Annotated in this window: 12 protein-coding genes; 3 read left to right on the forward strand and 9 right to left on the reverse strand. The window is 70.2% G+C overall.

Annotated elements, in window-relative coordinates; translation table 11 throughout:
* Nucleotides 1–9 precede the first annotated feature (9 nt).
* Nucleotides 10–996, forward strand: a complete 987-nt coding sequence (locus Q0937_RS05525) for an MDR family oxidoreductase (protein ID WP_299300563.1) — start codon at nucleotides 10–12, stop codon at nucleotides 994–996.
* A 2-nt stretch (nucleotides 997–998) separates the two neighbouring features.
* Nucleotides 999–1,976 (forward strand): NAD(P)H-quinone oxidoreductase, encoded by a 978-nt coding sequence (locus tag Q0937_RS05530; protein WP_299300985.1) that lies wholly within the window; start codon nucleotides 999–1,001, stop codon nucleotides 1,974–1,976.
* 9 nt (nucleotides 1,977–1,985) lie between these two features.
* Here Q0937_RS05530 and Q0937_RS05535 read toward each other — a convergent pair whose 3' ends face one another.
* Both Q0937_RS05535 and serS read right to left on the reverse strand, forming a co-directional pair.
* Nucleotides 1,986–2,852, reverse strand: a complete 867-nt coding sequence (locus Q0937_RS05535) for an HAD family hydrolase (protein ID WP_299300566.1) — start codon at nucleotides 2,850–2,852, stop codon at nucleotides 1,986–1,988.
* Between the two features lie 103 nt (nucleotides 2,853–2,955).
* Complete coding sequence (serS, locus tag Q0937_RS05540; RefSeq protein WP_299300570.1) at nucleotides 2,956–4,227, reverse strand: serine--tRNA ligase; 1,272 nt, start codon at nucleotides 4,225–4,227, stop codon at nucleotides 2,956–2,958.
* Nucleotides 4,228–4,271: 44 nt separating this feature from the next.
* Between serS and Q0937_RS05545 the strand changes: the two genes are divergently transcribed.
* Nucleotides 4,272–5,441 (forward strand): diacylglycerol kinase family protein, encoded by a 1,170-nt coding sequence (locus Q0937_RS05545; RefSeq protein ID WP_299300573.1) that lies wholly within the window; start codon nucleotides 4,272–4,274, stop codon nucleotides 5,439–5,441.
* Here Q0937_RS05545 and Q0937_RS05550 read toward each other — a convergent pair.
* The 7 genes from Q0937_RS05550 to Q0937_RS05580 form a co-directional block, all read right to left on the reverse strand.
* Nucleotides 5,438–6,391 (reverse strand): universal stress protein, encoded by a 954-nt coding sequence (locus Q0937_RS05550; RefSeq protein WP_299300576.1) that lies wholly within the window; start codon nucleotides 6,389–6,391, stop codon nucleotides 5,438–5,440. The two genes, Q0937_RS05545 and Q0937_RS05550, sit on opposite strands and share 4 nt — an antisense overlap.
* A gap of 159 nt (nucleotides 6,392–6,550) precedes the next feature.
* Complete coding sequence (locus Q0937_RS05555; RefSeq protein WP_299300580.1) at nucleotides 6,551–7,090, reverse strand: YdeI/OmpD-associated family protein; 540 nt, start codon at nucleotides 7,088–7,090, stop codon at nucleotides 6,551–6,553.
* 40 nt (nucleotides 7,091–7,130) lie between these two features.
* A complete protein-coding gene (gene pheA, locus Q0937_RS05560) occupies nucleotides 7,131–8,108 on the reverse strand; it encodes a prephenate dehydratase (protein ID WP_299300584.1) in 978 nt (325 codons plus the stop codon).
* 42 nt (nucleotides 8,109–8,150) lie between these two features.
* Complete coding sequence (locus Q0937_RS05565; protein WP_299300587.1) at nucleotides 8,151–9,713, reverse strand: HNH endonuclease signature motif containing protein; 1,563 nt, start codon at nucleotides 9,711–9,713, stop codon at nucleotides 8,151–8,153.
* A gap of 261 nt (nucleotides 9,714–9,974) precedes the next feature.
* Nucleotides 9,975–10,532 (reverse strand): GNAT family N-acetyltransferase, encoded by a 558-nt coding sequence (locus Q0937_RS05570; RefSeq protein ID WP_299300590.1) that lies wholly within the window; start codon nucleotides 10,530–10,532, stop codon nucleotides 9,975–9,977.
* 55 nt (nucleotides 10,533–10,587) lie between these two features.
* A complete protein-coding gene (locus Q0937_RS05575; protein WP_299300592.1) occupies nucleotides 10,588–10,992 on the reverse strand; it encodes a GntR family transcriptional regulator in 405 nt (134 codons plus the stop codon).
* A 17-nt stretch (nucleotides 10,993–11,009) separates the two neighbouring features.
* A complete protein-coding gene (locus Q0937_RS05580) occupies nucleotides 11,010–11,963 on the reverse strand; it encodes a hypothetical protein (protein WP_299300595.1) in 954 nt (317 codons plus the stop codon).
* Between the last annotated feature and the right edge of the window lie 125 nt (nucleotides 11,964–12,088).

Consider the following 12,088-nt stretch of genomic DNA (forward strand, 5'->3'; position numbering starts at 1 on the left):
GAGCGCCCCATGCGCGCCATAGTGATCGAGTCCGAGGGCGCAGCCCCGCGCCTGCTGGAGGACGCCGACGAGTCCCTGCTCAGCGGGGACGTCGAGCTGGACGTGCTGGCGTCCAGCCTCAACTTCAAGGACGGCATGGCCCTGGCCGGCAAGGGCATCGCCCGTGCTCATCCCCTGATCCCCGGCATCGATCTGGTGGGCCGGGTGACCGGCTCGGTTGGCTCGGACACCGAGCGCTTCTCCGCGGGTGACCTGGTGCTCCTCAACGGCGACGGCATCGGCGAATCCCTCCACGGCGGCTTCGCGACCCGCGCCCGGGTGCGGCCCGATGCGCTGGTGCGCCTGCCCGCAGAGCTCTCCGCCGAGCGTGCGGCCGCGATCGGCACCGCCGGGTTCACCGCGATGCTCGCGGTGCTGCGACTGGAGGATGCCGGCCTGACCCCGGACGCCGGGGACATCCTGGTCACCGGGGCCTCCGGCGGTGCGGGATCGATCGCGGTCGCCCTGCTGGCAGGACGCGGCTTCCGGGTCCTCGCCTCGACCGGTCGGGTCGAGGAGAACGGCGAGTATCTGCGGGATCTCGGCGCGGCCGGGGTGCTGGACCGTCGGGAGCTCTCCGAGGAGCCGGGCCGGCCGCTGCAGTCCCAGCGTTTCGCGGGAGCGATCGACGGGGTGGGCAGCACCACGCTCGCCAACGTCCTCGCGCAGACCGCCTGGGGCGGCACGGTCGCCGCCTACGGTCTCGCCCAGGGGCCGGATCTGCCCACCACGGTGCTGCCGTTCATCCTGCGCGGGGTGGCCCTGGCCGGGGTCAACTCGGTGGACTGCCCGCTCCCGCTGCGGCAGCGCGCGTGGGATGCCCTGGCCGACGAGCTCGACCTCGATCTCCTGGACGGGATGACCACCAGCATCGGCCTGTCCGAGACCATCGGACATGCCGACAGGATCCTGGCCGGCGAGGTCCGCGGCCGCACCGTCGTGGAGGTGACCCAGTGACCATGCGCGCAATGGTCATCACGAAGGACCATGGGCTCGAGCTCACCGAGCTCCCCGAACCCGTCGCCGCCCCCGGCGAGGTGCTGATCGACGTCGTCGCCGCAGGGGTGAACCGCGCCGATCTCGCCCAGACCGCCGGGAAGTACCCGCCGCCGCCCGGCGCCTCCGAGCTGCCGGGTCTGGAGGTCTCCGGGTATCGCCGCGACACCGGTGAGAAGGTCGTGGCGCTGCTCGCGGGCGGCGGCTATGCGGAGGTCGTCGCGGTGCCGACGGAGCTGCTGCTCCCGGCCCCGGCAGGGTTCAGCCTGGTCGACGCCGCCGGCGTGATCGAGGCGGCCGCGACCGTGGTCTCCAACCTGGTGCTCGAGGCCGGCCTGCACGAGGGCGAGACGATCCTGATCCAGGGCGGCACCGGCGGCATCGGCAGCGTCGCCATCCAGCTCGCCCGGCATCTGGGGGCGCGGGTGCTCGCCACCGTCGGCTCCGATGCCGCGATCGCGACGGCGCGCGAGCTCGGTGCCGACATGGCCTGGAACCGCCACACCACCGATCTGCTCGAGGCGGTCCGCGAGACCGGCGGGGTGGACGTCATCCTCGACGTGGTCGGCGGGTCGGCGCTGGCCGATCATGTGGGGATGCTGCGGGAGAGCGGCCGGCTGGTCATCATCGGCACCCTCGGCGGAGCGAGCGGCGAACTGCCGATCGGGATGCTGATGGGCAAGCGCGGCCGAGTGGTCGGCACCACTCTGCGCTCGCGCCCGCTGGAGACCAAGCACGGCATCCTCGAAGCCGTCCGGTACCTGGCGTGGCCACTGCTGGAGTCCGGCGACCTGAGAGTCCCGATCCACGCCCGCCTGCCGCTGGAGCGGGCGGAGGAGGCCCACGCGATCCTGCGCGAAGGGGGCCACCTGGGCAAGGTGATCCTCGAGGTCGCAGCACCGGCGAACAACTCCGGCGGTGGGCGGCGTCGGCGGGAGTAGCGGGCTGCCTCAGCCCAGCAGCTGCTCCAGCACGAGCACGGTGCCGTCCTCGTAGATCGAGTCGGTGACGGCATCCGCCACGTCCTTCACGCCCTGCGGGGCCTGGTCCATGGCCACTCCCACCCCCGCCCAGGTGAGCATCTCGACGTCGTTGAAGCCATCGCCGACCGCGACCGTGTGGGCGCTGTCGATCTCGAGCCGGTCGCGGAGCACCTCGAGGGCGCTCGCCTTGGAGATACCGGGGGCGGCCATGTCGAGCCAGGCGGTCCAGCCGATCGAATATTCCACGCCATGGACCCCGGATTCGGCGATGACCTTGCTGAACTCCTGCGGGGAGAGATCCGGGACATGGACGACCACGCGCACGGCCTCGAGGTCCATCAGCTCGTCGAGATCGCTCTCGATCGCCTGCACGCCGAAGCTCGCATCCTGGAATCCGCGGGTCGAGCGGAAGCTACCGTCGACCATCTCGACGGCGTAGTGGGCGTCGGGCGCGACCTCGCGCAGCGTGCGCAGGGCGTGACCGGGCTGGAAGGACCGGGTGTCGATGATGCGGTGGCCGCCCTCGAGCTCCGGGTCCATCTGGACGGTGACCGCCCCGTTGGAGCAGACGGCGAAGCCGTGGGTGATGCCCGCGGTCTCGACGATCGGCAGCGTGGCCCCGAGCGAGCGGCCGGTCGCGATGACGACGGTGTGCGCCTGCGCCGTCTGCTGCAGGACCTCGTGCATCTCAGGGCTCATCACCCCGTCGTGGTCGACCAGGGTGCCATCCACATCCAGGCCGATCAGCAGCTTCTGCGCGGAGAGCCCGGTGAGGTGGTCCCGGAGGCGCGCACGGGTCGCGTCACGGTCGGTGGTCGAGGTCTGGGTCGTCATGTCCGGCAGTGTGGCACCCGCATCCGACGAGCGGGTGAACCAACGGTGGCGACGAGCACTGAGCATGCTGCGCAGACGGCGCAGGGGGGTCGACGGTGCCATCTCAGGCAGCGCCCCCCACGACCTCGAAGATCTCGCGACCGCCGAGGTAGGGCCGCAGCCCCTCAGGGACCACCACCGAGCCGTCGGCCTGCTGGTGGTTCTCGAGGATCGCGGCGATGAAGCGAGTGGTTCCCAGGGTGCCGTTCAGGGTGGCGACCGGCCGCAGCCCGTTCTCGGTGCGCTCGCGGATGTTCAGGCGCCGCGCCTGGAACTGGGTGGTGTTCGAGGTGGAGGTCAGCTCGCGGTAGGTGTTCTGGCTGGGCATCCACGCCTCGCAGTCGTACTTGCGGGCGGCGGAGGTGCCGAGGTCGCCGGCGGCGGTGTCGATGATGCGGTAGGGCACGTCGATGCGCGCCATCATCTCCCGCTCCCACCCGAGCAGCCGTTCGTGCTCCTCGTAGGAGTCCTCGATGCGGCAGTAGGAGAACATCTCGACCTTGTGGAACTGGTGGACGCGGATGATGCCGCGGGTGTCCTTGCCGTAGCTGCCGGCTTCGCGGCGGTAGCAGGCGCTCCAGCCCGCGTAGCGGATCGGGCCGTCCGAGAGATCGATGATCTCGTCCTTGTGATAGCCGGCGAGCGCCACCTCGCTGGTGCCCACGAGGTAGAGGTCGTCGTCCTTGTCGAGGTGGTAGACCTCGTCGGCGTGCTCGCCGAGGAAGCCGGTGCCCTCCATCGACTCGGGCAGCACCAGGGTGGGGGTGATCATCGGGGTGAAGCCGGCATCGGTCGCCAGGGCGATCGCGGAGTTCAGGATCGCGAGCTCGAGCTGGGCGCCGACGCCGCGCAGGAAGTAGAAGCGAGCACCGGAGACCTTCGCGCCGCGGGCCATGTCGATCGCCTTCAGGCCCTCGGCGATCTCCAGGTGGTCCTTGACCGGGTGGTCGAAGCTCGGCACCTCACCGACGTGCTCCCGCACCGCGAAGTCGGCCTCGAGCCCTTCGGGGGCACCCTCGGCGAGGTTCGGGATCTCGTGCAGCGCGGCATCGCGGAGGGACAGGGCCTCGCCGGCCTCGGCCTCGAGCCGCTTGACGTCGGCGCTGAGCTGCTTCACCTCGGCCAGCAGGGCCTGCTTCTGATCACCCTGAGCCTGGGCGACCTGCTTGCCGAAGGCCTTCTGCTCGGCGCGCGCGGACTCGAAGGCCGCGGTGGTCTCGCGCCAGCGGACATCGGCCTCGAGCACCGCGTCCACGGTGGCGGGGTCACGCCGCCGCGCCCGCTGGGCGTCTCGGACAGCTTCAGGGTTCTCACGCAGGTGCCGCAGATCGATCATTGCACCAGGGTACCTGCGTGCACGCGTGCCAGTACGCTGACCGCATGGACCTCACCCTGCTGCTGCTGGGCATCGCCTCGGTGCTCACGACCGTCATCACGATCGCCCTGCTGGTGATGGTGCTGCGCCGCCTCGGCCGCCACCGCAAGGAGCTGAACGACCTGCGCACGGCCGCGGACCGCCGGTCGAGCACGCGCGAGACCGTCGAGGCCACGGTCGAGGGCGCAGAAACCTTCGCCGACGATGGCCGGCTCCGCCGGGTCGCCGTGGTGCTGAATCCCTCGAAGTTCGCGGAGACCGATACTTTCCGCCGGAAGATCACCGAGGTGGTGGAGCGGATCGAGGGCGCGGAGACCGTCTTCTACGAGACCACGATCGACGACCCCGGGAAGGGGCAGACCGAGCAGGCCGTCGCGGAGGGCGCAGACCTCGTGATGGCTGCCGGCGGCGACGGCACGGTGCGCTTGGTCGCCTCGGTGCTGGCCGGCACCGACACCCGGATGGGCATCATCCCCGCCGGCACCGGGAACCTGCTGGCGCGCAATATCGACATCCCGCTGGAGGACCCGTCCGCGGCGATGATCGCCGCGCTGACCGGTGAGGACCATCACGTGGACGTCGGCTGGCTGCGCGTCGGTGACTCCGCCGCCTCGGCCCGCTCCGCCGAACGCCAGATCTTCCTGGTGATCGCCGGCTTCGGCGCCGACGCGGAGATGATCGGCTACACCGACCCGGAGATGAAGAAGCGGATCGGCTGGATCGCCTACATCTTCGGCGGGATCCGCACAGTGCTGGGCCGCTCGGTGGACGTGGTGGTGCAGCTGCCGGACGATACTCGCCATGCTCACAAGGCCCGCACCGTGCTGCTGGGCAACGTGGGCAGGCTGCCGGGAGGCTTCGTGCTGATGCCGGACGCCACGATCGACAACGGCCGCCTCGAGGTGGTCGTCGCGGGCTGGCGCGGCGCGGCAGGGTTCAGCCAGGTCGCCGCCCAGGTGATGAATCCGAAGCTGGTGCCGAAGTATGGGCCCAAGCTCTCCACGATGGAGCGCTACCTGACCACCGGGATCCGGGTGACCACCACCAAGCCGCAGCCGGTGCAGCTGGACGGCGACACGGATGTCGACGCGACCCACCTGATCGCGACGGTCGATCCTGGGGTTCTGCGGCTGCGGGTGCCGGAGGGCAAGGGCGCGGAGCAGACCGCCGGCTAAGCCTGCTCGATCCGTTCGTCGTGCAGCGGCGGCACCACCATGACCGGCCGCTTCGCCCCGTGGAGGGTCGTCCGGGACACCGAACCGAGCAGGGCGCTCCTCAGGGCGCCCCGGCCATGGGAGCCGACGACGATCAGCTGCGCAGCGGGTTCGGCGTCGTGGAGAATCGCGGACGCCTCTCCCTCCCGGACCTCGCCGGAGATCTCGAGGCCCGGCACGTGCTCTGCGAGCCAGGCGATCTCGCCCGCCAGGTCCTCCTCGAGCTCGGCGCGACGGCGGCCGACGACCTCCCCGACATCGTCCGGGCGCAATGGGAACCAGTACTCGCCGCTGTCCGGCCTCGGCAGCGCGGTCAGCAGGAGCAGGGAGGTGCCGCGCTCGGCCGCTTCCTGCGCCGCATGCAACGCGGCGCGACGGCTGTGGGGCGATCCGTCGACGCCGACCACCACCGGTCCCGTGGAGGGCTCGATGCCCGCGGGGACCACCACCGTGGGGCACCGCGCGTGGGCGGGCAGGGCCGTGGAGACCGAGCCCAGCACCCGGCCCAGGAAACCTCCTCGCCCGCGGGCACCGACGACCATCAGGTGCGCCCGCTCCGAGGCGTCCACGAGCCCTCCGACGGAGTCTCCCTCGATCGTCAGGTAGGAGACCTCGCCGGAGTGCTCGGCCAGTCGTGTCGCCGCCACTTCCAGCACGTACCCAGCGATCTGCCGGCGAGCGTCGTCCTCGGGCTCCGCACTGAGCGAGGCGTAGTTGGCGTAGACCGGGAGCGCGGCCCGATAGGTGGTGATGACGCTCAGCCGACTCCCGCGGCGGGCGGCGACACCGGCGGCGTAGTCCAGAGCGAGCTCGGAGTTCGGGGAGCCGTCGAATCCGACCGCGACACCGAGGTGTCGCGCGGCGGGGTCGAAGGGGATCGTGTGCTGCTCGTGGTGTGCCTCTGCGCTCATGGCAAGCCCTCCGCGGGGCTGCCGACACGGACGACGATGACGCCCCGCTGTCGAGTCCATCCTCGTCGCTCCCCACCCTACTCCTCGGACGAGAGCTCGCAACAGGACTCGGGGCGCGGCCGTCAGCGGTGGTCGGCGGTCGGCGGTGGCGAGTGCCGGTCAGCCCTTCAGCTTGCCGCTGCGGGCGAGCTCCGGGTCTGTGCAGGAGGAGAGGTCGAAGCAGCAGGGACGACGCTTCCCGCTCCGCAGCTTGTCGATCGAGACCTCCACGCGGCGGGCGCGGGTGTCGGCGCTGCGGGTCGACCCGACCCAGCGCACCCATTCCCAGCGCGCCATCGGGGTGATGGATGCCCAGGTCTCCTCGAGATCGTCGGCCTGTTCGAGCGCGGCACCGAGATCCTCCGGGAGCTCCGGCTCGGGCCAGGCCTTGGTGGGGGTGAGAGTGAAGTCGACGACGCTGCCCTCGCTCAGGTCCAGTTCCCGCTGCAGCGCACCGTCGACGCGCAGCCAGTGCCCCTTGCGGCCGTCGGGCTCGACCACCATGGCCAGCTCCAGGCCGTTCAGCACGGCATCGACGGCGACCTGGCCGCGGGAGGGCAGCGCAGTGCTGGCCTCCTCGGGGAGCGGGATGAGGAGCCGCTCGTCGATCGCCCGGACCTCGGCGGTCCCGACGACAGGGCTGCTGGGCTTCGCTGCCATGACTGCTCTTCCTCTGCTCGTCCTCAGGTCCTGCTCGTCCTCAGATCTCCGTGGCGGGGTCCGTCGGGGTGATCATCCCCGACAGCCGCTCGATCCACTCGCGGGCGTCGTCGTAGGCATGGTCGGCGAAGTCCTCGCGGACCTCCGCCCGCTGCCCGTCGATCCGCGGGTACGAGCCGAGATAGTGCACCACCGGGCAGAGCCGGTGGAGCGAGCGCAGGGCGGCGGCGACGCGGCGGTCCTCGATGTGGCCTTCGATGTCGAGGGAGAAGGAGTATCGGCCGAGGAAGTCACCGATGGGGCGGGACTCGATCCGGGACATGTTCACACCGTTGGAGCTGAGGATCTCGAGCGCCTCGAGCAGGGCGCCGGAGCGGTTGTGAGGCAGCTGGAGCACGAGCGTGGTCTTGTCGGCGCCGGTGCGGGCGGGGATCCGTCCCTCGCGGGTGACCAGCACGAAGCGGGTCACCGCACCGTCGTAGTCCTCGATGCCCTCGGCGAGGACCTCGAGACCGAAGTGCTTCGCGGCGAGCGGGGAGCAGACGGCGGCCCGGCCGCGAGCCTCGTCTGCGCTCACCGCGGCGAGGTCTCGTGCAGCGGCTGCGGTCGAGGAGGCGGCCGCGATGTTCGCGCCCGGCACGTTCTTCCGCAACCAACCCTGGACCTGTGCCTGGGCGTGCGGGTGGGAGGAGACGGTGGTCAGCTCCTCCAGCGGCGTGGCCTCCCGGGCGGCGAGCACGAAGGTGATCTGCACGGTCTGCTCGGCGACGATGACGATCGAATCGGTCGCGGCGAGCACGTCGAGAGTGCCGGAGACGCCGCCTTCGACCGAGTTCTCGATCGGCGCCATCAGCGCATCGATATCGCCGGCGAGCAGGTCGGTGGTCGCGGTGGCCACGGCCGAGAAGGGCACCAGCACCGGCTCGGCCGCGGCGAACTCTTCGGGCGTCTCCGCAAGTGCCTGCAGGAGCGCCTGGTGGGTGAAGGTCGTCTCTGGACCAAGGAATCCGTACCGCATAGAGGAAGGGTACTTCGGGCGCAAGGACGCGCGCGGATCCAGTCAGAACGGTGGATCCTGGCTCCATCGTTCGCGCTCGGCGGCTTCGTCAGGGTCCTCCCCCGGATCGAGCTTCCCCTCGACGACGGTGTCGACGGGCCCCCATTCCTGGTGGATCCGTGCGTTCTCGCCGTTGCGGTCCATCTCTTCCATCAGGCAGAGCCACTGGTAGTGCTCCCACGACTCCATCATGGCGGTGGCGAGGCGGGGTGTGGCCAGGTCAGGGCGCGGGGAGACCCTCGTCCTCACCAGAGATGGCGAGCCGACCGTCCAGGTGGTGGAGCCGTCGGGTTCCCTTTCAGGATCCACGCGGCGAGCGGTCTTGAGGTCGTGATGGCCCCAATGCAGTCGGTGGAGGTTGTCGATGCTGGTGGGGCCTCCCCGTTCGGGGTGCGCATGGTCGAATTCCTCGATGTGGTCGTTCTCCGCGTCATCGGTGGTGCTCTTCGTGCAGCCGGGGACGGCGCAGCGGGGAGTGGTCAGTCGGAGGTGCTCGACCATCTCCGGAGTGGGGCGGTAGCGCTGAGCCGGAAGCGGGAGGAACCCTCCCGTGATCGGCTCCGTGAAGACCCGGTGCCACACCGGCTCGGCCTCGGCGAGCTTGCGGGCCATGGCTGCGGGCAGCGGGGTCATGCCGTCATAGGTGGCGGGCGTGTCATCCAGTCCCATCATGGTGAGGACGGGGATGACGATGTTGATGCGGTGCCGGGGTGCGGGCACCTCGACGCCTGCGGTGTCGAGCAGGGTGCGGTGGATGATCGCGTAGCGCAGTGCGGCGAGGGTCATGGCGCCGCCGTCACGGGCGAGGTCGCCGTCGAGGTCGAAGGGGATCGGGGCGTCCTGCTCGAGGGCATGGCGCTGCGCGGCCTGGACGGCCTTCGCCGAGGCATCGAGCCGGCGGGCGAGGGAGAGGATCTCGGGGATCGGGCCGGTGACGCGGAGGCAGGCGATGCCGTCATCGCGCCCGCTGGACTCGACGGTGACGTCACGGGAGTGCTCCGGGCAGTGGCGCGGCTCCTCCCGCTCGAACCAGGAGACCAGCTGGCGCAATTCATCGTGGAACCGATCAGCGGGAATGGAGGCGAGCTCCCACGCGGCGATGTATTCATCGGCCAGGGAGCGCTGCGATGGGGTGAATTCCCTGACAGCCTTCAGCATTCTCTGATGCCATTCCTTCGGCATCTCTCCGGAGGCGAGGCGTTCGAAGGTTCGCGGCATCTCGGCGAGGGCGATATGCGCGTCGCGAATCCGAAAGGACGCGAGCGCCGTGGTGGTGCGCAGCGCGATGGCGATCGCGAGGCTGCGCTCCTCACGGTCGTCCGCGATGTCCGGGTTCTCGTGGTCGATCCAGAACGGAGCGAGGTCGAGCAGGTGCCGGGCATGACGCCGCGACTCCTCGCGCTCGGTCTCCATCATGCCGGCCACAGCGGAGGCATCGGCACTGCCGGCTTTGAGCTTGCCGCGCGTGATCAACGACGTGGGGGTCAGTGGCGAGCGCGCACGGACCTGGATGAACGGAGGGGCACCGTCAGATCGACCGACAGGACGCTGCTCTGTCACGGCCATCGTCTCCACCTCCTCGTCGGCACGATCGCGAAAGAACTACTCGAAGAATGGTTCTTTCCGAGGTCTCCATCTTATCTCCGGGCACCACCGAGAACAAGGCATCCCCGCGGATGGGGATTAAATTGTGGATAACTCCGAGTGGGGAGGAACGGTCGCACCGATCCACCATTGATCACACAATTCGTCCACATTCTTCGAGGTGCCTTGACCGTGCGCGAAGGATATGCGTGAGAAGAGTAAGGGACGGAGGGAGTGCACCCCTCAGCTCTTTCGAAGCTCAAGGACCCAGCGGTCCACGGTGCGTGCCGCATCCGCCGGATGTCGTTCCACCACGCCTGTCGGCTGTGCACCGATGCTCCGGGCGAGGGCGCGGGAAGCTTCGTTCGACGGCGCGATGCGCAGGACGAGTCGTGAGATCCGCGGGTCGACTCGAGCGCGTGCGGTCAGCGCTGCCGCCAGGGCGTGGCCGTGACCGCGGCCGCGGTGGGGCAAGAGGATCCAGTACGTCAGTGCGGCCTCACCACGCTCGAGGCCCGGGTCCACCAGATTGAGCCCGCCGCCGCCGATCAGCACACCGTCGAGGGAGGCCGCGAATTCACGGATCGGCCCGTCGGCCTGCCATCGTGCCGCGCGGGCGAGGAACGAGTCCAGGCTCTCCCGGCTCCAGCGCTCCCCCACGATCTCCGCAGCGAGCGCCGTGTCCTGCCCGGCGAGGATGGCGTCGGCGTGCCCGGGGCCGAGCCTTTCCAGATGGATCCTCACCCCTGCACTCCGGTCGGTGGAGCGCTCTTCGACGCCCTGCTGGCTGATCTCGACCACGACCTTCGGAAAGGTGCCGCCGCTGCGGCATCGTGCTGCGCGAGACGCACCTGCGTCATGCTCCCCCGTCGCTCGCACCCGAGAGCGCTGCACGCACCGAGGCGAGGATCTCCACGTCACGGGCACCGCGGGCCCGTGCGGCGGCGATCGGGCCGGCGAACAGGGCCACCAGCCCCGCATCCACCGGCCCACCGGCCTCGCGCTGGACGGTCGACGCGAGCTTGCGCGCCTCCATCGCCGCCCCGGGGGCGACGGTCGTCCCCGCCCCCCGACGGGTGAGCACGATCTGGGACTCCTCGAGCAGCTTGTACGCGCGCGCGACGGTGCCGGCCGCGAGGCCGAGGTCGCCCGCCAGGACACGAATCGCAGGAAGTTTGTCGCCCGGCTTCAGCTCACCCGTGCGGACCTGCTCGATGATCTCGCGGCGGACCTGCTCGTAGGGCGGGGTCGGATTGTTCATGTCGACCACGATATGACTCATCGGCGCTCCCCCTGCACCCCGGCCACATCCGATCCGTCGACCACAGTCTCCGGTACGCGCACATCACGCGGTGCCCCCTTCCTCGCGATCGCCTCCGGGAAGACCACCATCACCAGTCCCACCGGCAGCACCAGGAGGCCGACGACGACCCCGACGCCGCTGAGCACGATGCACGCCAGCTCGACGCCGGTGGCGGCATGTTCTGCAGAGGGGAGCAGCTGCATCCCCATGAGCGCCGCGACCGGCAGCAGGGTGAGCGAAGCGACGAGCACAAGCGCTCCGAGCACGGAGGTGAAGGAGCGCCGTCGCAGCAGGATGTCCTGCACATCGTCGCTCGGACGGCGGCGAAGGATCACACGGAGCGCCAGAGCTGCCGCGACGCAGAGCACGAGCAGCCCACCCCAGATCGGGAGCGTGTACTGCGCTCCCGGGAAGGGGCTGGAAGTCGATTCCAGGATTCCGCCGCCCTCGAGCACGTCCACGGTCGCATAGAAGCGTCCGTCCGTCGCGAGCACGGTGGAGATCGCCGTGAGGAGCACGAGCACCCCGACGGCGACCGTGCAGAGCACGACCGCGAAACGGGGGACCAGGTCTCCTGCGGTGCGGCGGCGCAGCGAGGCCCGACGCACCGAGTTCCGAGGCGCGGGCAGGGTGAGCTCTCCGCCCGCGATGGCGAGCACCAGGACGAGGCCGCCGGCAGCCGGGCCGAAGGAGGCCAGGGCTCCATGGGCCAACGGCCCCGAGACCGAGCCTCCTGAGGTGCCGACGGACACGACCACCCCCATCATGAGGAGCCCGAGGAGCAGCCCGGCCCAGCGCGCGAGAAGCGCGCCGCGATGCAGGCCCGTGCGTTCAGCGCCGAGGCCGCCGGCGACGACGAGAGCTCCGACGAGCACCAGCGCAGCGACTGCGACGACAGGGACCACCAGCAGGACGAGAGCACCGGACATGGCATACCTCCAGGGGGAAACTTGTATCAGGTAAACGACACAATGGACCGCCCGGACCTTTGTGTCAATAGCTTGACACAAAGGAGATGCTCCAGTGAGGGAGCGGTGGAGGGTCTGCAACGGCC

Origin of the sequence: uncultured Brachybacterium sp., assembly GCF_947500705.1 — a bacterium.
Taxonomy (GTDB): Bacteria; Actinomycetota; Actinomycetes; order Actinomycetales; family Dermabacteraceae; genus Brachybacterium.

What these genes read in the sequence shown, in the direction of transcription:
- Q0937_RS05525 (WP_299300563.1), top strand. Translation starts at nt 10, where the DNA reads ATGCGCGCCATAGTGATCGAGTCCGAGGGCGCAGCCCCGCGCCTGCTG.
- Q0937_RS05530 (WP_299300985.1), top strand. Translation starts at nt 999, where the DNA reads ATGCGCGCAATGGTCATCACGAAGGACCATGGGCTCGAGCTCACCGAG.
- Q0937_RS05535 (WP_299300566.1), bottom strand. Translation starts at nt 2,852, where the DNA reads ATGACGACCCAGACCTCGACCACCGACCGTGACGCGACCCGTGCGCGC.
- serS (WP_299300570.1), bottom strand. Translation starts at nt 4,227, where the DNA reads ATGATCGATCTGCGGCACCTGCGTGAGAACCCTGAAGCTGTCCGAGAC.
- Q0937_RS05545 (WP_299300573.1), top strand. Translation starts at nt 4,272, where the DNA reads ATGGACCTCACCCTGCTGCTGCTGGGCATCGCCTCGGTGCTCACGACC.
- Q0937_RS05550 (WP_299300576.1), bottom strand. Translation starts at nt 6,391, where the DNA reads ATGAGCGCAGAGGCACACCACGAGCAGCACACGATCCCCTTCGACCCC.
- Q0937_RS05555 (WP_299300580.1), bottom strand. Translation starts at nt 7,090, where the DNA reads ATGGCAGCGAAGCCCAGCAGCCCTGTCGTCGGGACCGCCGAGGTCCGG.
- pheA (WP_299300584.1), bottom strand. Translation starts at nt 8,108, where the DNA reads ATGCGGTACGGATTCCTTGGTCCAGAGACGACCTTCACCCACCAGGCG.
- Q0937_RS05565 (WP_299300587.1), bottom strand. Translation starts at nt 9,713, where the DNA reads ATGGCCGTGACAGAGCAGCGTCCTGTCGGTCGATCTGACGGTGCCCCT.
- Q0937_RS05575 (WP_299300592.1), bottom strand. Translation starts at nt 10,992, where the DNA reads ATGAACAATCCGACCCCGCCCTACGAGCAGGTCCGCCGCGAGATCATC.
- Q0937_RS05580 (WP_299300595.1), bottom strand. Translation starts at nt 11,963, where the DNA reads ATGTCCGGTGCTCTCGTCCTGCTGGTGGTCCCTGTCGTCGCAGTCGCT.